The 20,805-nt window shown below is 64.3% G+C and carries 22 protein-coding genes; 8 read left to right on the top strand and 14 right to left on the bottom strand.

All coding sequences use genetic code 11. From position 1 onward, the window contains the following. Positions 1-20: 20 nt before the first annotated feature. The 5 genes from ftsE to ACOOFO_RS15115 all read left to right on the top strand — a co-directional run bounded on the left by ftsE (position 21) and on the right by ACOOFO_RS15115 (position 5,421). Positions 21-692 carry a cell division ATP-binding protein FtsE gene (ftsE, locus tag ACOOFO_RS15095; RefSeq protein ID WP_420429802.1) on the top strand — a complete coding sequence of 224 codons (672 nt, stop codon included), beginning with the start codon at positions 21-23 and terminating at the stop codon, positions 690-692. Beyond that, entirely contained in the window at positions 689-1,636 is a 948-nt protein-coding gene (gene ftsX / locus ACOOFO_RS15100) for a permease-like cell division protein FtsX (RefSeq protein ID WP_420427575.1), read from the top strand. The genes ftsE and ftsX overlap by 4 nt, the downstream gene beginning before the upstream one ends. Positions 1,637-1,722: 86 nt before the next feature. After that, the gene (gene rpoH, locus ACOOFO_RS15105; RefSeq protein ID WP_420427576.1) at positions 1,723-2,598 is read left to right on the top strand and encodes an RNA polymerase sigma factor RpoH; all 876 of its coding nucleotides are present in this window, start codon (positions 1,723-1,725) and stop codon (positions 2,596-2,598) included. 187 nt (positions 2,599-2,785) lie between these two features. Further along, positions 2,786-4,453: a cation:proton antiporter gene (locus ACOOFO_RS15110; RefSeq protein ID WP_420427577.1), complete on the top strand. Its 1,668-nt coding sequence runs from the start codon at positions 2,786-2,788 to the stop codon at positions 4,451-4,453. Further along, the gene (locus ACOOFO_RS15115; protein ID WP_420427578.1) at positions 4,450-5,421 is read left to right on the top strand and encodes a universal stress protein; all 972 of its coding nucleotides are present in this window, start codon (positions 4,450-4,452) and stop codon (positions 5,419-5,421) included. Before ACOOFO_RS15110 ends, ACOOFO_RS15115 begins: the two co-directional genes overlap by 4 nt. 10 nt (positions 5,422-5,431) lie before the next feature. Here ACOOFO_RS15115 and ACOOFO_RS15120 read toward each other — a convergent pair whose 3' ends face one another. From ACOOFO_RS15120 to ACOOFO_RS15140, 5 genes are read right to left on the bottom strand one after another with little or no spacing between them, the layout of a single operon-like run. Continuing rightward, complete coding sequence (locus tag ACOOFO_RS15120; protein WP_420427579.1) at positions 5,432-6,061, bottom strand: GNAT family N-acetyltransferase; 630 nt, start codon at positions 6,059-6,061, stop codon at positions 5,432-5,434. Next, the gene (gene cyoE, locus ACOOFO_RS15125) at positions 6,048-6,968 is read right to left on the bottom strand and encodes a heme o synthase (protein ID WP_420427580.1); all 921 of its coding nucleotides are present in this window, start codon (positions 6,966-6,968) and stop codon (positions 6,048-6,050) included. The genes ACOOFO_RS15120 and cyoE overlap by 14 nt, the downstream gene beginning before the upstream one ends. Further along, positions 6,965-7,987, bottom strand: a complete 1,023-nt coding sequence (locus ACOOFO_RS15130; protein ID WP_420427581.1) for a COX15/CtaA family protein — start codon at positions 7,985-7,987, stop codon at positions 6,965-6,967. The genes cyoE and ACOOFO_RS15130 overlap by 4 nt, the downstream gene beginning before the upstream one ends. 2 nt (positions 7,988-7,989) lie before the next feature. Further along, positions 7,990-8,595, bottom strand: coding sequence for a hypothetical protein (locus ACOOFO_RS15135; RefSeq protein ID WP_420427582.1), 606 nt, complete (start codon positions 8,593-8,595; stop codon positions 7,990-7,992). Then, a complete protein-coding gene (locus ACOOFO_RS15140; RefSeq protein ID WP_420427583.1) occupies positions 8,592-9,320 on the bottom strand; it encodes an SURF1 family protein in 729 nt (242 codons plus the stop codon). Before ACOOFO_RS15140 ends, ACOOFO_RS15135 begins: the two co-directional genes overlap by 4 nt. Positions 9,321-9,352: 32 nt before the next feature. Between ACOOFO_RS15140 and ACOOFO_RS15145 the strand changes: the two genes are divergently transcribed. Continuing rightward, positions 9,353-9,556 (top strand): DUF2909 domain-containing protein, encoded by a 204-nt coding sequence (locus ACOOFO_RS15145; protein ID WP_420427584.1) that lies wholly within the window; start codon positions 9,353-9,355, stop codon positions 9,554-9,556. Positions 9,557-9,625: 69 nt separating this feature from the next. Here the strand turns inward: ACOOFO_RS15145 and ACOOFO_RS15150 are convergent, their stop codons facing one another. From ACOOFO_RS15150 to ACOOFO_RS15180, 7 genes are all read right to left on the bottom strand, one after another. Continuing rightward, entirely contained in the window at positions 9,626-10,504 is an 879-nt protein-coding gene (locus tag ACOOFO_RS15150; RefSeq protein WP_420427585.1) for a cytochrome c oxidase subunit 3, read from the bottom strand. Positions 10,505-10,519: 15 nt separating this feature from the next. Beyond that, positions 10,520-11,086, bottom strand: coding sequence for a cytochrome c oxidase assembly protein (locus tag ACOOFO_RS15155; RefSeq protein WP_420427586.1), 567 nt, complete (start codon positions 11,084-11,086; stop codon positions 10,520-10,522). A gap of 116 nt (positions 11,087-11,202) precedes the next feature. Further along, positions 11,203-12,831, bottom strand: coding sequence for a cytochrome c oxidase subunit I (ctaD, locus tag ACOOFO_RS15160; protein WP_420427587.1), 1,629 nt, complete (start codon positions 12,829-12,831; stop codon positions 11,203-11,205). Positions 12,832-12,853: 22 nt separating this feature from the next. Then, a complete protein-coding gene (gene coxB / locus ACOOFO_RS15165) occupies positions 12,854-14,068 on the bottom strand; it encodes a cytochrome c oxidase subunit II (RefSeq protein WP_420427588.1) in 1,215 nt (404 codons plus the stop codon). Between the two features lie 7 nt (positions 14,069-14,075). Continuing rightward, on the bottom strand, positions 14,076-14,606 hold the full coding sequence (locus ACOOFO_RS15170; RefSeq protein ID WP_420427589.1) for a DUF2244 domain-containing protein: 531 nt from the start codon (positions 14,604-14,606) through the stop codon (positions 14,076-14,078). Positions 14,607-14,694: 88 nt separating this feature from the next. Beyond that, positions 14,695-15,426, bottom strand: coding sequence for a DUF4198 domain-containing protein (locus ACOOFO_RS15175; protein ID WP_420427590.1), 732 nt, complete (start codon positions 15,424-15,426; stop codon positions 14,695-14,697). An 8-nt stretch (positions 15,427-15,434) separates the two neighbouring features. Further along, entirely contained in the window at positions 15,435-17,447 is a 2,013-nt protein-coding gene (locus ACOOFO_RS15180) for a TonB-dependent hemoglobin/transferrin/lactoferrin family receptor (RefSeq protein WP_420427591.1), read from the bottom strand. Positions 17,448-17,533: 86 nt separating this feature from the next. Between ACOOFO_RS15180 and ACOOFO_RS15185 the strand changes: the two genes are divergently transcribed. Together ACOOFO_RS15185 and ACOOFO_RS15190 are read left to right on the top strand one after the other, a co-directional pair. Further along, a complete protein-coding gene (locus ACOOFO_RS15185) occupies positions 17,534-17,950 on the top strand; it encodes a BlaI/MecI/CopY family transcriptional regulator (RefSeq protein ID WP_420427592.1) in 417 nt (138 codons plus the stop codon). Beyond that, positions 17,947-18,918 (top strand): M56 family metallopeptidase, encoded by a 972-nt coding sequence (locus tag ACOOFO_RS15190; protein ID WP_420427593.1) that lies wholly within the window; start codon positions 17,947-17,949, stop codon positions 18,916-18,918. The genes ACOOFO_RS15185 and ACOOFO_RS15190 overlap by 4 nt, the downstream gene beginning before the upstream one ends. Here ACOOFO_RS15190 and bioD read toward each other — a convergent pair. After that, complete coding sequence (gene bioD / locus ACOOFO_RS15195) at positions 18,909-19,601, bottom strand: dethiobiotin synthase (RefSeq protein ID WP_420427594.1); 693 nt, start codon at positions 19,599-19,601, stop codon at positions 18,909-18,911. The genes ACOOFO_RS15190 and bioD overlap by 10 nt on opposite strands. Then, complete coding sequence (locus ACOOFO_RS15200) at positions 19,598-20,800, bottom strand: aminotransferase class I/II-fold pyridoxal phosphate-dependent enzyme (protein ID WP_420427595.1); 1,203 nt, start codon at positions 20,798-20,800, stop codon at positions 19,598-19,600. Before ACOOFO_RS15200 ends, bioD begins: the two co-directional genes overlap by 4 nt. Positions 20,801-20,805 lie beyond the last annotated feature (5 nt).

Raw genomic sequence — 20,805 nt, forward strand, 5'->3', positions numbered from 1 at the left:
TGTCCACGACCTCGCACAGCATGATCCGCATGGAGCAGCTCTGCCACAGCTACCCCGGCAGCGGCGAGGTACTGAGCGGGATCGATTTCACTTTGGCACGCGGCGAAATGGCCTTTCTGACTGGGCCCTCCGGCGCAGGCAAGTCCACGCTACTAAAGCTGATCGCCGGCCTGGACCGCGCCGACAAGGGCCAGCTCCAGGTGGGTGGCGTCAATCTGCGCACCCTCCCGCGTCGCCGCGTCGCCACCTTCCGTCAACGCATCGGCATCGTCTTCCAGAGCTTCAGCCTGCTCAGCGACCGACGGGTGTTCGACAATGTGGCCTTGCCACTCGTGATTCGCGGCCTCTATCCAGCGGACATCGCCCGACGCGTGCGCGCGGCACTGGACGCGGTCGACCTGCTGCGGGCCGAACGTGCCTATCCCCTGACGCTCTCCGGGGGCGAGCAGCAGCGTGTCGCGATTGCGCGGGCCATCGTCGCCAAGCCGGAGCTGCTGCTGGCGGACGAGCCGACGGGCAATCTCGACCCTGCCCTTTCGGCAGAGATCATGCATCTCTTCCGGCGTTTCAATGAGGTCGGGGTCTCGGTATTGATTGCATCGCATCAGCTCGATCTGGTGCGCCGCATGCCGTGCCGCGAGATTGCGCTGGACCACGGCCGCATCGTGAGCCCGGCTCCGGAGACGCCATGAGCGGACTGCGTGGCAGTGATCGCCCCCCACCGCACCGACGCTGGCTGAGTGCCCACGGCCGCGCCTGCTTCGACGCCCTCGGCCGGCTGTGGCGGCAGCCACTGGCCAGCCTGCTATCGACCGCCGTCCTCGGGGTCACCCTGGCATTGCCCACGGCGCTGCACGTTCTGGTGAGCAATCTTGGCGCCGTCGGATCGGATTGGCAGCACGGCGCGCGCATCACCGTCTTCGTGCGCGACGGCGTCTCCGAGCCGGCATTGCGTGCACTGGCGGCGGAGCTGCAGTCACGTCCGGATGTGCACCAAGTCGAAACGCTGACCCGCGAGCAGGCGCTGGCCGAATTCAAGGCCTATTCCGGGTTGGGCGAGGCCGTGGCCATGCTGCCCGACAACCCGCTGCCGGCGACCTTGATCGTCACGCCCGCCGCGCGACTCGACACGCAGGAGGTGGAAGCACTGCGCAGCGCCTTGGCGCAGCACGAGTCAGTCGAGGATGTACTGCTCGACATGCAATGGCTGGAGCGTCTCTCCGCGTTACTCACTCTGCTGGAGAAGGCCGTCGGCCTGTTCGCCCTCACCCTGGCAGCCGCGGTACTGGTCATTATTGGCAACACGATTCGGCTTGATGTGGCCGCGCGTCGGGAGGAAATCGAAGTGATGAAGCTGATCGGTGCGCCCGACCGCTTCATCCAGCGTCCCTTCTTGTACAGCGGCTTCTGGCACGGTCTGATCGGCGGCCTGGTGGCGCTGGTGCTGGTCGGCGTCGCCCTGCTATTGCTACAGACGCCCGTGCAACGCCTGGCGAGCAGCTACGGCAGCGATTTCGTACTCACCGGACCGAGCGCGTCCGCGGTGGTTGCGGTGCTGCTCGGAGGGTGTACATTGGGGCTCCTGGGTGCCTGGGGTGCCGTGTTGCGACAGCTGCGCGTGGTCGAGCCGGCGTGAGGCGCCAGGGTCGAGGGAACTATTCGCGACATTAGCAGTCTACTGACGCGACTGCTAATATTGCGTCCGTGCAAGGGGATCAAACGATGTCCACAGCCAACGCTCTGACCGTTTATGGCAACCGTCTGCCCGCGTTGCAGGCGAGCAGCCTCGACAGCTATATCGCAGCCGTGCGCGAGATTCCTGTGCTCGAAGCCGAGCAGGAACGCGAGCTGGCCGAACGGCTGCAGGCCCAGAACGACCTGCAGGCCGCGCAGGCACTGGTGCTTTCCAATCTTCGCCACGTCGTTCATATTGCCCGCGGCTATCTGGGTTACGGCCTGCCGATGGCCGACCTCATCCAGGAAGGCAATGTCGGCCTGATGAAGGCCGTCAAGCGCTTTGACCCGCAGGTGGGCGTGCGCCTGATTTCCTTCGCTGTACACTGGATCAAGGCCGAAATCCACGAATTCATTCTGCGCAACTGGCGCATCGTCAAGGTGGCGACGACCAAGGCCCAGCGCAAGCTCTTCTTCAATCTGCGCCGCGCCAAGAAGCGTCTGGGCTGGATGAACCGCGAGGAAGTCGAGAATGTCGCTCATGACCTCGACGTGCGACCCGAGGATGTGCTGGCCATGGAATCGCGGCTGTCCGGTGCCGATGTCTCCTTCAACCTGCAGTCGGCGGACGACGAGGACAGCTACGCGCCCGAGCAGTGGCTCACGGACCACAGCGCCGATCCGATCGACGATCTAGCCGAGGGCGAGTGGCAGAACCGCCAGGAGAGCCGCCTGCGCAAGGCCATCGAAAGCCTGGACGACCGCGCCCGCGACATCATCAACAGCCGATGGCTGCACGGCGACGACCAGGAAAAGCAGGGCCTTCAGACCCTGGCTGACAAGTACGGCGTCTCGGCCGAGCGCATCCGTCAGATCGAATCCGCCTCGATGAAGAAGTTGCGCGGCGCCATCGCTGAAGCCTAGTCCTCAGCCGAAAGCTGCTCCCAAAAGCCGCCTACTGGCGGCTTTTTTATTGGCCGGCCTGGCGTCCGGCCACTTCCGCCACCGATGGTGACGGCCTGCAAGCAGGTTGCGACTTCCGCCCTGGCGCGCATGCAGGCGTCGGCCGAAGAGCGCGGTTAGGATAGGAGCTGGTCCCGGGTTCTACGCCATGTTCGAAAGCGTCTTCGTTCAGATCAGCGTCATTCTTTGCTTGGCGGTCATTGGCGGTGCGCTGGCACAGGTATTGCGCCAGCCGCTGATTGTCGCCTTCATCGTCGTCGGCATTCTGCTTGGGCCCTCCGTGACCGGCATGGTCGATCCGAGCAGCGAGATCGAACTCTTCGCCAAGCTCGGCATTGCTCTGCTGCTCTTCATCGTCGGCCTGAAACTCGACCTCCACGTCATCCGCACGGTGGGGCCGGTGGCCCTGGTCTCTGGACTGGGCCAGGTGCTTTTCACGTCGGTCGTGGGCTATCTGATCGCGCTCGGTCTGGGAATGTCCCACATCAGCGCAATTTATGTGGCGGTGGCACTGACCTTTTCCAGCACCATCATCATCGTCAAGCTGCTCTCGGACAAGCGCGAGGTCGACTCGCTGCATGGCCGCATCGCAATCGGCTTTCTCATCGTGCAGGACATTGTCGTCGTGCTGGTGATGATCGGCCTGACGGCCTTCGGCCAACCCGCCGGAGAGGACACCAGCCTTGGACGGGAAGCCATGCTGATTGCCCTCAAGGGTGCGGCCATGCTGCTCACCGTGGCGCTGCTGATGCGTTACGTACTGCCGCCGCTACTGCACCGCTTGGCGCATTCCTCCGAACTGCTGATGCTCTTCGCCGTGGCATGGGCGGTCCTTGGTGCCGCTGTCGGGGACTGGCTTGGCTTCAGCAAGGAGGTCGGAGCCTTCCTCGCCGGGATTTCCATCGCCTCCACGCCCTACCGGGAACAGGTCGCCGCACGCTTGGTCAGCCTGCGCGACTTCCTGCTGCTGTTCTTCTTCATCGAACTCGGCGCCGTACTTGATCTGAGCATGGTCGGGTCCCAGATCGGTGCGGCTGCTGTGTTTTCCCTGTTCGTTCTGATTGGCAACCCCGTGATCGTGATGATCATCATGGGCGCCATGGGATACCGCAAGCGGACCGGCTTTCTGGCGGGCTTGACGGTCGCGCAGATCAGCGAATTCTCGCTGATCCTGGCCGCGCTGGGGCTCAGCCTGGGGCACCTGGACGAGGAGACGGTCAGTCTGATCACGCTGGTGGGGCTCGTGACCATCAGCGTCTCTGCCTACATGATTCTCTACTCGCACGCCCTCTACCGGCGTCTGGCACCCTGGCTCTCGGTCTTCGAGCGCCGTGTTCCTTTCCGCGAACTCGATGAACCAATGGACGACCTGAAGGACATCGATATCCTGCTGATTGGCCTCGGCCGCTACGGTGCCACCATGGCCTCCAGCCTCCGAGCACAGGGATGTCGCTTGCTCGCGGTCGACTTCGACCCGGACGCAGTGGCCGGTCACGTCCGCGATGGCTACCGCGTGCACTACGGCGATGCCGCCGATCCGGAATTTCTGGCCAGCCTGCCCTTGGCAAAGACACGCTGGATCGTCAGCACGGTGCGCGACCGCGGCATCAACACGACGCTGTTGCGCGATCTGCGCGCACAGAACTTCCAGGGCCGTACAGCAATGGCCGCGGCATCAAAGCACGATGCCGAACGTCTCCAAGCCGAAGGCGTCCATCTGGTGCTGCTGCCGTATTCGGATGCCGCCGAACGCGCCGCACAGCGCTTGATGGAATCCTCCCAGACCCAGTTCGAAGCAAGCGGAATCGCACCATGAAGCCGTTCAAGAACATTCTCTACCTGTGCCAGTCACTCGACGAGGAGGATCAGGGCATCGCGCGTGCGGTGTCGCTGGCGCAGAACAATCAGGCGCAGTTGCTGGTGCTGGACGTCTTCCCGGCGATCAGTTCCATGGCGGGGCTCCCCAAGGAAGCACCACGCGCCGAGGCGCTGATGCAGGCAGTCATGCAGGAGCGGCACCGGCGCCTCGAAGCCTTGATCGATCCGCACCGCGAGAGCGTGGACATTCGCTATGAGAGTCTAGCTGGCACGCGCTTTCTCGAAGCGATACGGGCCGTGCTACGCAATGGACACGATCTGGTCATGAAAGTGGCGGAAGACCCGCCGTGGCTGGAGCGGCTCTTTGGCAGCGATGACATGCATCTGTTGCGCAAATGCCCATGCCCGGTGTGGATCATGAAGGCTGGCGACAAGACGAACTACGCACAGATCGTTGCCGCCGTCGATATCGATCCCGATGACCCCAGCGCGGACCCCGGACGGCTGAACGAGGATATCCTGCATATCGCCGGCTCACTCGCCCTTTCGGATTTCGCGGCGCTGCATCTGGCCCATGCCTGGGAGGCGCCGCAGGCAGGCTTCGTCAGTCTGTGGGCCAGCGATCACGACAGGGCGGAGCGCGAAATCATCGAGGGCACCCGCCGCAGTCACCAGCTGGGCATGGATTTGCTCAGCCGCAAGTTGCGCGAGCTGGTCGGCGAGGAGGCCTATGCCTACCTGTCTCCGCGCGTCCACATGCCAATGGGCCCCCCGCACAAGGAGATTCCTGCGGTGGTCGAGAACGTCGATGCGGACCTGGTTGTCATGGGCACAGTGGCACGCACGGGCATCGCCGGCCTGTTCATTGGCAACACTGCTGAGAACGTGATCGACCGGCTGCGCTGCGCCGTTCTTGCGATCAAGCCGAATGGCTTCGAAACACCGGTTCGGCTGGACGGAGCGTGATTGCTTCCCGCTAGGAAGATTGCCCGGTGGAGTTGACGGGCGGCGCGATTCGTCGTTCCCAGAACACCAGCGCCTTGCTGCTCTCCTGGCTGTCACCGATATCCACCCACGGGAAATGGCAGACCATATCGTCCCGGCGCACGTAGCCGAGGCGTTGCCAGAAGCCGTCGTTGGGCACGTAATCTGGTGGCCTCGCCGGGTGACTCTCCGGCCGCTGGACCGCGCAGAAAGTGCAGCGACTGCGGCCGAGGGTGCTGGCATGACCTTCGCGCAGCGCGAAGAAGCGGCGGCCCAGCCCCAGGCCGCGATAGGCCGGCAGCACCACGGATTCACCGAAGTAGAGAACCTCTTCCAGCGGGACCCCCTGATCTCGCCAGGGTGCCTGCATTTCCGCTTCGGCAGACTCCAGCGGCAGTGCCGTGGACGCGCCCACGGCCTGCTCGCCGTCTCGCACCAGCACGATCATGCTGCGCGGCTCCCGGAGGTACTGCTCCAGATAGTCCTGCTCGTACTGCAGACTGCCGTCGTAGAGGTACGGCCATTCCGAGAAGACAGCGATGCGCAGCCGCGCAAGATCTTCCAGATGGGCGCGCGCGCCTTCGCCATTCAGTATGTGGGTACTGAGTTCAGGCGACTCCATGCCAGACCGCGACGTAGTGATCGACCAGCAGCGCAGTGAACAATGCCATCAGGTAAACGATGGAATAGCCGAAGGTGCGCATCGGCAGCCCCGGTACCGGCGCGAAACGCATGCGCAGCGCATAGACCAGAAACACACCGCCAAGCACGAGCGCGGAGCACAGGTAGATGATGCCCGACATGCCGGTTGCGAAGGGCAGCATCGTCACCGCCACCAGCAGGATGGTGTACAGCAGCACCTGCGTGCGGGTGTACTCAATGCCGTGGGTGACCGGCAGCATCGGGATGTCGACCTCGGCGTACTCGTCGCGACGCTCGATGGCCAGCGCCCAGAAGTGCGGCGGCGTCCATACGAAGATGATGAGGAAGAGCAGCAGTGCGTGCGGATCGATGGTGCCGGTGACTGCGGCCCAGCCAAGCACCGGCGGTGCAGCGCCAGCGGCGCCGCCAATGACGATGTTCTGCGGCGTGGCACGCTTCAGGTAGAGGGTATACACACCCGCATAGCCGATGAGGGTGACAAGCGTCAGCCACGCCGTCAGGGGGTTGATCAGCGCATAGAGCAAGGCGAAGCCGAGTGCCCCGATGGCAACGGCAAAGGCACCGGACTCGAGCATGCCCAATTGGCCCGTCACCAATGGGCGCCGGCGGGTACGCGCCATGCGCGCGTCGACCTGGCGGTCCAGGATCTGGTTGAAGGCTGCGGCAGCTGCCGCCATCAAGGTGATGCCGACGGAGCCCCACACCAATACACCGAGATCGACCATGCCCGGACTGGCCAGGAGCATGCCCACCATCGCGGTGAAGGTGATCAGCATGACCACACGCGGCTTGCACAGCGCGTAGTAGTCGCTGATGCGATGCCGCGTCGCGGCCGGTAGCTTGTCGGTCAAGGTCGCCGTCCTCATGCGCGTTCCCTGCCTCTCGGTGCACTCCAAAGTGTATGTAACGTGGCGACGAGGCTGAGTAGCAGCAGCGCCGCACCTGCGTTGTGCATGGTGGCCAGGCCGAGCGGCAGATGCAGCACGACAATACTGATCCCGATGAGCAATTGCAGCGCCAGCGCCGCACCGACCATCAGCCCCAGTGCGCGTTGCCCACCCTGACCGCGCAACAGCAACAGAGCCGCCAGGGTACCGACAACGAGCGTCACCGCAATGGCCCACAGCCGGTGGACCGTGTGAATGGCCGTGCGCGCCGGGTGCTCAAGCACACCATATTCGTAATTTTGCCCGATCCCGCGCCAGATTACGAAGCCTTCCTTGAAATCCATCGCGGGGAAGTACTCGCCATCGTGACAGGTGGGGAACTCGGTGCACGCCAGCGCGGCGTAGTTGGTCGATGTCCAGCCGCCCAGGATGATCTGGACAGCCACCACGAGGAGTGCAGCTACCGCCAAGCTACGCAGACCGGGTGGCGCGGGGTGTCGCGACTGGGGTCGTTGTGTCAGCCACAACCAGAACAGCATCGACAAGGTCGTCATGCCTCCGATGAGATGCGCGGTCACCACTGCCGGCTTCAGCATCAGGGTCACCGTCCACATGCCAAGGATGCCCTGGAAGATGACCAGGGCCAGCAAGCCGACGCTGACGCGCAGCGGGAGCCCCTCGCGCCGCCCGCGCCAGGCCATGATGACGAGACCGATAATCATCACACCAAGAAGACTGGCGATATAGCGATGGGCCATCTCGATCCACGCCTTGGTGGCATCGACCGGGCGTTCAGGAAAGGTGGCCTCCGCGCGTTGAATATGTTCCTCGGTCTCGGGTACACCGAAATGGCCATAGCAGCCGGGCCAGTCTGGACAACCGAGACCGGCATCGGAGAGGCGCACGAAGGCGCCGAAGACAACAACGCAAAGTGCAAAAAGGGCAGACGCACCGGCGACACGCCGGAACCACAATGACAGCCTTCCGTTCTGGTTCATGTTTATCCGATCTGTGAGGCGCGCAGCAGGCGCACGATATCCTTGCGCAGCGGCTCTGCTTCGAAGCCGGGCGCGTACCGCATCATGTAGTTACCAATGGGATCCACGAGATGGAGCGACCCTGTTGCCGGTGGGGCACCGCGCGGACCAAAGAGCGCGCTGGCTTCACCTCCCTGGTCGAGCACAATGCGCAGATCCGGATGGGCGGCATCCAGCAGCGCATGCAGCGCCGTGACATCAGTGCCTTGCGGTACGATGAGGACTCGGTCGAGACGCGTCATGCGGTTGTTGAGGGTCAGACGAAGCTGACGAGTCATCAGCAGGCGCTGGGCGCAGACGCGGCCGCAATCCCCATCATCAAAGAGGACGAGACTCCACCGGTTCGTCAGCCGGACGGGCTCGCCGGCCTCATTCACCAGCGGCAGCTCGATGGTCGGCCGACCCGGCTGCACAAGGTCCCCGCGATTCGTCGTGTCCGCCGGTATCCAGTGCGGGAATGCGAAGAACAGGAGCCAGGACGCAAGAACGGGAAGAGCGAAAACCGCAGCGATGAGCAGGAATTTTTTGCGGCCGCGATTCTGGGCCGCTCGTTCGAAAGAGTCATTCATCGCTTTTTCCAGTTGACGACGATAAAGATCACGAGCAGGGCGATGGCAAAGGCGAACCACTGCACGGCATAGCCCCAGTGCACTTCGGGACGCAGATAATCCGGTGCCCAGTCGCGCTGGAAGCCATCCGGTTCAGCGGGATGCAGAAGCAGCAAGCCATCAGCCAAGCGGCCCTCGAAAGCGCAGGTCAATTGCGCATGCGTTGGATACTGCACACGCGGTGTCGGGGGACCGTTCTCGGCACAAACGCGATTGGAGACGCTCAGGCCTGCCGCGGGCAAGGGACGCCACAAGCCCTGGACATCGCGTTCCGCGCCGTCAATCGGCCATTGCGTGGCTGTGTCCCTGCCCGGATCCTCAATCCACCCACGGTCGACAAGGATAATGCCGCCTTCGTCGCGCTGCAGGGCCGTCCAAACACGCACACCGGCCTGACCGTCCTGGATCTGGCTATCCAGAAGGAATTGCTTCTCCTGCAAAAAGCGCCCGCGCACCACAACATGCGCGGGCGCGGTCGTTGCTGCCGGCGCCGGAACCGGCATGGCTTGCGGCGCCTGCTGCATCGCCGCGTGGAAGTCCGCTTGCAACTGCTGCTTTTCTGCAGCGCGGTCGAGTTGCCAGAAGCCCAGCGAAACCATGACGGCCATCACGGCAGGCGTCAGCACCCATGCCCACAGCGGTGGACGAAAGGCGCGCAATCCGGACGAACTGCGGCGCTCAGGCATACACTGCTCCGCTCATTGCTTCCGAGTCCATCATGGATCCACGTTTCATCATCATTGCGCTGCTGGTGGCCATCGTGATCTCGCTGGGCTTCAGCATGGTGTTCCTGGTGCGCGATGACAGTTCGCGACGGCGCACCTTGAATGCGCTGAAGCTTCGTGTGGCCTTGTCCATTGCACTCATCGTGGTGTTTGCCGTTTCCGTTCTCATGGGGTGGTTGCGCCCCAACGCTTTCTGAAGGCAGACATGAGAAGGGGCGGGACGCTGTCGCGCCCCGCCCCCTTGTGATGCGCTTGCGGCTGCTACGTCAGACGACGTAGACGAAGACGAAAAGTCCGAGCCAGACGACGTCGACGAAGTGCCAGTACCAAGCCACGCCCTCAAAGCCAAAATGCCGATCAGGCGTGAAATGCCCTCTCATCAGACGCAAGGTAATGACGAGCAACATCAGGGTGCCGAGCGTCACGTGCAGGCCGTGGAAGCCCGTCAGCATGAAGAAGGTGGCACCGTAGATGCCCGATTCCAGCGTCAGGTTGAGGTCCCGATAGGCGTGCACATATTCCTCGACCTGGAAGAACAGGAAGATCGCGCCAAGCGCCACCGTGGCCCACATGGCCAGGATGCACTTGAGCCGGTGGTTTTCCTTCAGCGCGTGATGCGCCACCGTCAGGGTCACACCGGAGGTGAGCAGGATCAGCGTGTTGACGAATGGAATGTCCCAGGCCGGGATCGTCTCGAAGCGCCCGCCGAGATCGGCCGGCCCATTGGACGGCCAGCTGGCCTCGAAGCCTTCCCAGATGAAGAGATTGGTGGAGAGATTGTTGCCTTCGCCCGACAGCCACGGCAGCGCCAGCGCACGGGCGTAATAGAGCGCACCGAAGAAGGCGGCAAAGAACATCACTTCGGAAAAGATGAACCAACCCATCGCCCAACGGTAGGTCATGTCGACCTTGGTGCCGTACTGCCCTCCCTCGGACTCGGCGATGATCTTCCAGAACCACCAGAAGATGAAGACCGTGGAGACGGCAATGCCGAGGAACAGCGTGGGCGGCATCGATGCGCCCCCTTCCATCACCTGAATCAGACCGAGCACGAAGAGTGTCAGACCGATGGTGAGCGCAAACGGCAGCGCGCTCGGCGCCGGTACGAAATATTGCTCCTCGGAGGAGGCGGTGTTGCTGGACATCGTGTTTCCCCTTGGTTATCGACCCTGCGCGGAGGCCGTATCGGTCAACTCAAATAAGGTGTAGGACATCGTGATGGTCTCGACTTCGGCAGGCAGCTCCGGGTCGACCGTAAAGACCACGGGCATTTCCCGCTGCTGGCCGCCATCGAACTGCTGCTGGTCGAAACAAAAGCAGGCGGTCTTGTGGACGTAGCGTGCCGCCTTGTACGGCAGCACCGAGGGTACGGCCTGAATCGTCTTGGCGCTGGCTTCCATATTCTCCGCGATGACGCGCGCCGTCACGAACTCGCCCGGATGGAGAGTCAGCCGCTGGGTCACGGCTTCAAAGGCCCACGGCGCACTGGCATTGACCGTGGTCACGATTTCCACGTTCACCGTGCGCGAAGTGTCTACACGCTGCGCGGCCTGCGCCTCGCCGGCGGCGAAGTTGGTGCTGCTGCGTCCGTTCAGCCCGGTGATGTCGCACAGGACGTTGTACAGCGGCACTAAGGCAAAACCGAAGATGAACATCAGCACCACGGTACCGAGCAGACGCGCTACCTGGTACCGCTTTTGCACCTTGATACGTTCCTTATCGGTCATCGGGTCTCAACGGACGGACATCGACACAAAGAATGCGCCATAGACGCCGATCACAACAACCACCAGCAACAGTGCGAGGCGGATGTTGCGTCGGCGCTGGCCAGGATCCTGAGCCATCAAGCGTGGGCAGCCACTTCCTTGTCATCGACAACTGGCGGCTTCTCGAAGGTGTGATACGGCGCCGGGCTCGGCACCGTCCACTCGAGACCGTGCGCACCTTCCCAGGGACGCGCCGGCGCTGGCTCACCCACACCGCGCATGCACTGGATCATGTTGTAGATGAAGACGAACTGGCCAATGAAGAAGGCGAAGGCGCCGATCGAGGAGATGACGTTGAAGTCGGTGAACTGCACCGCGTAATCCGGAATACGGCGCGGCATGCCGGCCAGACCCAGGAAGTGCTGCGGGAAGAAAAGGACGTTGATCCAGATGGCCGACCACCAGAAGTGGAACTGGCCCAGCTTCTCGTTGTACATCACGCCGGTCCACTTCGGAATCCAGTAATAGATCGCCGCGAGAATCGCGAAGACCGCGCCGGGCACCAGCACGTAGTGGAAGTGCGCGACCACGAAGTAGGTGTCGTGATACTGGAAGTCGGCCGGGGCGATGGCGAGCATCAGACCGGAGAAGCCGCCGATGGTGAACAGGAAGACGAAACCGAGGGCGAACAGCATCGGCGTCTCGAAAGTCATCGAGCCCCGCCACATGGTGGCGATCCAGTTGAAGACCTTCACGCCCGTCGGTACGGCGATCAGCATCGTGCTGAACATGAAGAACAGCTCACCCGCCAGTGGCATGCCCACGGTAAACATGTGGTGCGCCCAGACGATGAAGCTGAGGAAGGCGATGGAGGCGGTGGCATAGACCATCGATGCGTAGCCAAACAGCGTCTTGCGCGCGAAGGTCGGGATGATGGTCGAGACGATGCCGAAGGCCGGCAGAATCAGGATGTAAACCTCGGGATGGCCGAAGAACCAGAAGATGTGCTGGAACATCACCGGATCGCCGCCGCCGGCTGCGTTGAAGAAGCTGGTGCCGAAGTAGCGGTCCGTCAGCAGCATGGTCACCGCACCGGCGAGCACTGGCATGACGGCAATCAGCAGATACGCCGTAATCAGCCAGGTCCACACGAACAGCGGCATCTTGAGCAGGGTCATGCCCGGCGCCCGCATGTTCAGAATCGTCACGACCACATTGATGGCACCGGTGATGGAACTGATGCCCATGAGGTGGATCGAGAAGATCAGGTAGGGGAAAGCTTCACCGGTCTGCAGCACCAGTGGCGGGTACATCGTCCAGCCGGAGGCGGGCGCACCACCCTCCATGAACAGGGTGGACAGCAGCAGGCCGAAAGCGAAGGGCAGAATCCAGAAGCCCCAGTTGTTCACGCGCGGCAGCGCCAGATCCGAGCAGCCGATCTGCATCGGCACCATCCAGTTGGCCAGCCCCGTGAACGCCGGCATGACGCCACCGAAGATCATGATCAGGGCATGCATCGTCGTCATCTGGTTGAAGAATTCCGGATCGACGAATTGCAGACCAGGGGCGAAGAGCTCGCCGCGAATCACCAGCGACATCAGGCCGCCGACAAAGAACATCGCAAAGGCCCAGACCAGGTACAGCGTGCCGAGGTCTTTGTGATTGGTCGTGGAGATCCAGCGCATGGCCCATTTGCCAAAACCGTCCGACAGCTTGGCGGGACCGTGATGATCGTGTGCGTGATCGTGTGCGTGTGCTTCGGCCATCTCTGTTTACTCCGCTAATTACTTACTGGCGCAGCGCAGCCACATCGCCGGGCTGCACGGGGCCTGATTCATTACCCCAGGAGCTGCGCGTGTAGGTCACGACTCCTGCGATTTCCTTATCGGACAAATGCCCGAACGGCGGCATGGCGTTCTTACCATTCAGCACCTGCATGATGTACTGCGCGGTATCGCCGTTGACCACCGCAGAACCCACCAGCGACGGGAATGCCGGCGGCATGCCCTGGCCAGAAGCCTGGTGGCAGGCTGCGCAGTTCGCTTTGTAGGCTTTCTCGCCCGCCGCCATCAGCTCTGCCTTGTCCAGTGGTGCGTCGGCAGCGGCGGCATCGGATGTCTCCGCCTCCGCATCGACGGCGGCGTCCGTGGCGGTCGCCGATTCTGCGGCAGCCACTTCTGTTGCGGCCTCGGGCTGCGCGTCGGCTGCGGTCTCGCCCTTCTGCTCAGCCAACCAGCGCTGGAATTCCTCCGGAGGCACCGCCTCCACCACCACCGGCATGAAGCCGTGGTCGCGACCGCACAGCTCCGTGCACTGACCGCGGTAGACGCCGGGCTCGTCCACCTTGGCCCACATCTCGTTGATGAAGCCAGGGATGGCGTCGCGCTTCATGCCGAATTCCGGCACCCACCAGGAGTGGATGACGTCATTCGAGGTCAACAGGAAGCGTACCTTGGTGTCGGTCGGAATCACCAGGCGGTTGTCGACTTCGAGCAGATAGTTCTCGACGCTGCGCGGATCAATCCCTGACCCCACCTGGCGCGCACGATCCGACTCGCGGTCCAGGCGGCTGATGAAAGACACGTCCTCGCCCACGTACTCGTAGCCCCACATCCACTGATAGCCCGTGACCTTGACGGTCATTTCGGCGTCACTGGAATCCTCGATCTTGATCAGTGTCCCGGTGGCCGGAATCGCCATCGCGATCAGGATCAGGAAGGGGATGACCGTCCACACGATTTCCACCGTCGTGGACTCGTGAAACGTCGCCGGCTTGGGATTGCGGCTGCGGCGATGCGCCCAGATCGAATAGAAGAATGCGGCGAACACACCGACGCCGATTGCCACCACGACCCAGAAGATCAGCATGTGCAGACCGTAGACGTCCCGACTGATTTCGGTCACGCCCTTCGGCATATTCCAGTAGGCGTAATCCTCTTGCGCTTGCGCAGCGAAGGCGACGACCCAGAGCAGCGGCGCTGCCAGCCAATTCCTCATCGACATTGCGGTTTTACTCTCCATGACGCAGGGGGGCAGCCGTTGCCGGCGGCTCAGCCTCGGTATTTTGCCATCCCGGACGAAAAACTTCCCGCAGGCGATGCACAAGGGAGCGCCGATCCTGCGGCCCAAGGCAACGCCCAAGCTCGAAACGCTGTGCACCACACATCAGGATCAGGTGCTCCTCGCCAGCGAAACGACGCTCGCTGCTCACGCGGACCATCGCGCGTGGCAGCGAAACGCGGCTGCGTGCACCGTCTCCGAGCATGCCGAACTCGAGGGTGACCTCGTCGCCCTTCACGCGGATGACTTCACGGTAGTTATTGTCGCGCATGCTGACCCAGATCGCCACGGCCAAGGCGGTCAATTCGATGCCGGCGAAGGGCAACACCGGCCAGAAGCCGCGTAGCGCGAGGTAGATCGCAATTCCCAGCGACACCGCACTGATGCTCACCATGAACCAGATCGCCTGACGCTTGGTGAGACTGGCGTTGGGCGCAACCACCACCGTGGTGCTTTCTGGAGGAGGAGTCCAGGTATCCATGGCACGGATCATAGCCCGCCGCCTGCCCCCTACTCAAAAGCGACTAGGACAAGAGCAGCAAACAATTTGGACAGGGGCGGTGGGCGGTCTAGGAAGCGTTGATGTAAAGGGTTGCGTGAAAGACGCGCTCGTCGCAAACAGCCGGATCCCCATAGGCTTCTCTGTGCTCGGAATGCAGCAACCACGGGCCTTTTCCGGCCAGGGAGATCTCCGTCGTGCCCGCTTGATCAACGGTCCACTCCTGCACGGCCCCGTCGCCAATCGAGGTGACGGTCAGCGTGCCCTCGGTCGGCTGCCCGCGCAGCTGCAAACGGACTGCCAGCGGGGCGGTCGTGCCGGGGGTCGGCATGATCTCCAAAGGGTGCCCCACCGGGGCGGTCCACGCCTCCGCCAATGCTTTCACACCACCAACCAGGGCCTTGAAACTGTTGTGGGAATGACTGCAGTGCGACACATTGTCCAGCGATGCGCGCGACTGACGCTGCCCGCCTTCCGGTGTGCGGCTCCAGTAACCGGGTGTCTGCAGCCCTGCCAGCAGAGCCCCTTCCCCGGATTCCATCGCGGCGCGCCAGTGCTCCTCCGCCACCAGTGCAAGGGCCTGCACCCGGCCGTCGCGGTCAAGCCGGTGCAGCTCGGCAACGCGGTCTGCCTCCAGCGGGCGCGCATCTTCGGGGCCATGACCGAACATCACCTGCGCCGTAACGCCGGCCTCGGGCACCGTATCAGGGACGACCCAGGGGAAATGGGCGATCGCAGCGCCGCTGACCGCCCACAACAGGGTGATCCGTGCAGCAATGCCGGTGCGGAAACAAGAAACCATGGGCGTTCTCAGAAGCGATAGGCCAACTGCATGCGCAGATTGCGACCCGGATTGTTGATCAGATTGGTGGCCTGGCGAAAGCGCCGGTCGAAGACATTGTCCATGGCCAGCTCGAGCTGCAGAGCGGGAGACAAGGCCGCCGACAGGAAGAGATCGGTTTCGACGTAACCCGGCGCCGGGCCCGGCGCATCGGGATCCGTCGTCGGCGGCAGCCGGTCCTGACGCGCCACCAGATCCAGCCGCATGCCCGCCTCCAAGGCCCGCGACGGCCACTTCCAGGCGCCAGACAGCCGGATGCTATCGGCTGGAATGCCCTCCAGCGGTTCGTCCGCTCCCTGGTCATCCCCACGCAGCAGACTACCGTTCAGGCCGAGGTAGAAGCGGCTTTGGTCATAGCGCAGTGACACCTCGACGCCGCGCAGGCGGGCATCCTCGACATTCTCGAAGCGCGTGGTATTCGACAGACTGCCGGCGCCGTCACCGCGCACGACCTGCTCCAGAAAATCATCGATATCGTTCTGGAAGATGCTGAGCTGGACGCGTATGCGGTCGTCGGCCGTCCACAGGCGGTGACGCAGCCAGTTCAGACCGATTTCCTCGTTGTGCGCCCGTTCGGGCTCAAGCTCGGGGTTGGGCAGATAGGTATTGCCCGGAAAGTGCTCGCCGGCGACGAAGAGCTCGCGCAGATTCGGTGCGCGGAACGCCTCCGCATAGCTCGCGTAGACGCCCAGGCCATCCAGCAGGCGGTAGGACACGGTCGCCTGTGGCGACCATTCGTTGAAACGGCTGATCTCGGTACCGTCCCGCTCGGCGGACTGCCGGATGCGATCGAAACGCGCGCCCAGCGTAATGGCCAGGGCTTCGCTCAGCAGGATGCGGTCCTGCAGAAAGAGCCCGACGGTTCGTTGCTCCGAACTGGCGAAGCCGGGATCCGGCTGACCGTTCTCACGTCCGATCTGCTCGTCCCGATAGAGTTCCACGCCATAGCTCAGCTGGTGACGCAGCCCGACCCATTCGGCGCTGCTGACGTTGAAGATGTCCAGTCCAGTGGTGCGCAGCTCGGATACATTGCGGTTCCCGCTGTCACGTTCGCGGCCATCGAGCGAAAGATCGGTCTGATAGATCGTGGCATCGAGATCCCACAGACGACTGGCGGCCGGGGCAAAGGCGTACTGCACCGTCCCGGTACGCTGCCGCGTCAGCCGGCGCACGGCATCACCACGAGGCCGATCGGCGGTCACGCGGCTGAGGCTGTCATCCGCATAATCCAGATAGCTCGCGGTGACCTGGTGCGGTCCCTGGGGTCGCCAGCTTGCCTTGAGGAGCCCGGATACCGTATCCGTCGCCGAAAAGGGCTCGACGACACCATCGCCATCCTCGAAATCCTCCGACTGACTGCGCGTCACACTGCCCAGCAGTCCGACATCGCCGCTGCGGCCGGCCAGCGTCACGGCACCGATACCCTCGTCCGCATTGCTCTGGTAGCCCAGCAGGGCGCGCCCACCAAACGCGGCGTCGCCATCCAGCAGCTGGAACGGATCACGGGTGCGGAAATCGACCACGCCGCCGATGGCGCCACTGCCGAACAGCGTGGATGCGGGCCCGCGCAAGACTTCGACCCGCTCCAGCAGGTTGGGGTCCAGAAAGGTCTGACCGCGATGACGAATCTGCAGGTTCTGGCGGGCGCCGTCGATGCGCACGACCACGCGACCGTCGGTCAGGCCACGAATGGTGGGCATCAGCGCGTCACGTCGCGGCCCGCCACTGATGGTCACGCCGGGCAGCCCCTCGAACAAATCTTCCAGATCACGCGTCTGGCCCTGCTCGATGGCCTGGCGGTCCACCACGCTGATCGGCGCCACAGCCTCGCTCTGCAGCTGCTCGCGTCGACTAATCGTGACCACCACATCGTCCAGCGCGGCCGCTTCCTCGACGGGTGCATTATCCGCAGCGAGGGCGTAACCCGCGCTCAGCAGCAGCGGCAGCCCGAAGGCGGAAAGCAACGGCAAAGCAATACGCATGGTGGCATCACAGTGGGTGTGCCTCCAATACTGTGGCCACGGCGTAATACCGAGAATGGATCGGCATTGGGGATAGCGGACAAGGGATGGCACTACGGCTCTATCACAAGCAGACCCCGCCGCTGGGGGATCTGGAACGCGATGTCATGGAAGTGCTCTGGCATACCGGCACGTGCACTGCCCAGGCGATCCACGCGGCCTTGGCGGACACCCGCGGACTCACCTTGAGCACCGTGCAGAGCACGGTCGAACGGCTATCGCGCAAGCAGCTGGTGCACCGCGAAAAGCAGGGGCGCGCCTACTGCTACCGCGCCGTGCTGTCGCGCGAACACTTGTTGGCGCGCCTGGTGGCGGAACTGGTCACGGACTTCTCGGCGGCCGCACCGCGCGCGGGCGTCGGCATCGTCGACCTGTCCGAGGGGGTGGACGACGCGACACTCAGCCAGTTGGAGGCCTGGGTTGCGGACACGCGGCGTTCGCGTCGCGCCCGAGGCAGCGCATGAGCGCCCTCGCCACCAGTCTTGCCCTTGCGTTGCTGCTGGCGGCCGCGATCTGGTGGCTTGCAGGCGCCCTGCTCGCCATGCTCTATCCACTGCTGCGCGGCGTCGTGGCACGACTCGCAACCGGCTCCCGCTGTCGCATGCTCAGTGCCATCGCAGCATTACCCGCTCTGCTCGCGCTGAGCGCCACGCTGCTGCTGCATCTGCCCGCCACACAGGGTCTTGGGGTCGCGGAACACTGCCACGAAGGCATCGGCTGTGGTGCGCATGCGCCGGCCATCTCAGGCGGCATGCTCAGCGGCCTGCTGCCCTTGCTGGCTGCAGGCATTCTTGTGGCGGCACTCGGTCGTGTGCTTCCGCCACTACGACGCCAGGCGCGGCGTACGCGCCAACTGCTGGCCATGGCGCGGGAGGACCGTGGGCAGGGCTATGCGGTGATCGAGTCCGATACCGTCTTTACACTGACCGTCGGTCTGCTTCGGCCACGCGTGGTGGTCTCCAGCGCTCTGCTGCAACGGCTTGAAGCGCGCCAGCGGGCCGGCGTGCTGCTGCACGAACAGGCCCATGCCCGGCGACGAGACAGCCTGCGCCAGTGGCTGGCGGCTCTGGCGGCGCCACGCCTGCTGAGTGGTCCGGGGCGCGCGCTGCAGCGTGATCTGCTGGCCGCCTGCGAACAGGCCTGTGATCAGCAGGCTGCCGCTGCCCTCGGCGACCGGCTGGATGTGGCCGACGCACTGCTGACCACCCAACGTCGCGCGCACCGTCCTGACCACCCGGTGTCCATCGAGGCGGAAGAAGGCATGCGCGAGCGCATCGCTGCCTTGATTGCCCCGCCACAGCCTGAACGCCTGCCACTGCCACTGCTGGTCATCGGCGTGACGGCGCTGGCCTTCGGCGCTGCGCTTGTCGGCCTCGATACGCTGCATCACAGCGCCGAGCGCGTACAGGAGTGGGTCCGGCTTCAGCCCTGAAGGGATGCCCAGGCCTGGGAAAGCGTCTCGACATCCAGACGACGTGCCAGGGCTTCGGGCGCCTCGCCGCAGGCCATGATGCCCAGCGGCGCACCGAGGCGGGCTTGCAGCGTCTGCAGCATCTCCTCGGCCGTGCCCGTGTCCTCCTCGGGCAGCACATTGCCGATCCATCCCAGCCACAGGCCGGCGGCCTTGAGCGCTTCGGCGGTCAGCAGGCTGTGGTTGATCGCGCCCAGACGGATGCCGACGACGAGCAGCGTTGGCAGCCGATGCCCCGTGACCCAGTCCGCGAAGTCGACACGGTCGGTCAGCGGTACACGCCAGCCACCCGCACCCTCGACCACGACCCAGGCGTGGCGCGCGCGCAGTGCCTCCAGACCCTGATCCAGCGTCGCCAGAGGGATCGGTCGGCCCTCGCGCTGGGCGGCAATATGCGGCGCGATCGCCGGTGCAAACGTGACCGGGTTGACCTCGTCGTAGCGCAGGCCCGGCGAGGAGGCAGCCTGCAGCGCCAGCGCATCCTCGTTGCGCAGCCCTTCCGCGGTGGCATCGCTACCGCTGGCCACAGGCTTGTAGCCGGCGACCTGCGCGCCCGTTGCACGCAATGCCAGCAACAGGGCGCTGGCGATGCGTGTCTTGCCGACACCCGTATCGGTGCCGGTAACGGCGATAGCGCGGTTCATGCTGCGGCTGCCTGTTGCAGCAACACGCTGTGCAGCGCGTCGAGCAGGCCCTCGATCTCGGCGTGCCGATGGGCCGCCGACAAGGTAATGCGCAGGCGACTGGTGCCCTCCGGCACCGTCGGGGGGCGAATGCCCGCCACCCAGTAGCCGCGCTCGAACAGCGCAGCAGAGGCAGCCATGGTGCGCTCGGCGTCGCCCAGCACCAAAGGCTGGATGGCGTGGTCCGCGGCCGTTCCCTCGGGTGGACCCAGCGGAATGCCGCGTTGCGCCGCGCCGCGACGGAAGTGGGCGATATTGGCGTGCAGAGACTGAAGGTGCTCCGGCTCCGAGCGCAGAATCGCAAGGGCGGCGCGCGCGGCGGCCGCCATCGCCGGTGGCGGCGCCGTGGAAAAGACCCAGGTCCGCGCCTTCTGTACCAGATAGTCGATCAAGGTCCGCGAACCGGCTACAAAGGCCCCGCTGGCACCCAGCGCCTTGCCCAGCGTGGCGACATAGACCGGCACCTCGGCGTGCGAGAGACCCGCGGCCGCCAGACTGCCACGGCCCTCCGGCCCGCAGACGCCAAAGCCATGCGCGTCATCTACGTAGAGCAGGGCACCGTGATTCGCCCCGATGGTGGCCAGGGCGGCGAGCGGGGCGCTGTCGCCGTCCATCGAAAACACGCCGTCGGTGACCATCCATGCAGGGCCAGACGCGTGGCGCACGGCGGATTCGAAGGCCGCAGTATCGGCATGCGCCACGCGGGTATACGCCGCCTTGGTCAAGCGCACGCCGTCGATCAGCGAGGCGTGATTGAGGGCGTCGGCACAGAGATGCGCATCGGGCGGCACCAGCGCACGCAACGCGCCCAGATTGGCCGCCCAGCCCGACGAGAACAGCAGCGCAGCCTCGGCGCCGAGAAAGTCGGCCAGGGCTTCCTCCAGAGCGCGATGCTCATGGTTGTAGCCAGACACCAGCGCCGCGGCGCCGCTGCCGGTACCACTGTCGCGCAGTGCGCGCTGCGCCGCCTCGGCAACGCGCGGGTCCGCGGCCAGGCCGAGATAGTCGTTGGCACAGAAATTGGCGCACTGCCGGCCCTCGACTTCGATGCGGGCGCCGTGACTGCCCGCAATGACGCGCCTGCGGCGACGTAGCGCGCGCGCCTCCAAAGCCTCGATCTCGGCCTGCAGGCGCCCGTCAAGCTGAGCCGACGCGCTCATCGCCG

This window comes from Algiphilus sp. (assembly GCF_965216485.1).
Lineage (GTDB): Bacteria > Pseudomonadota > Gammaproteobacteria > Nevskiales > Nevskiaceae > Algiphilus.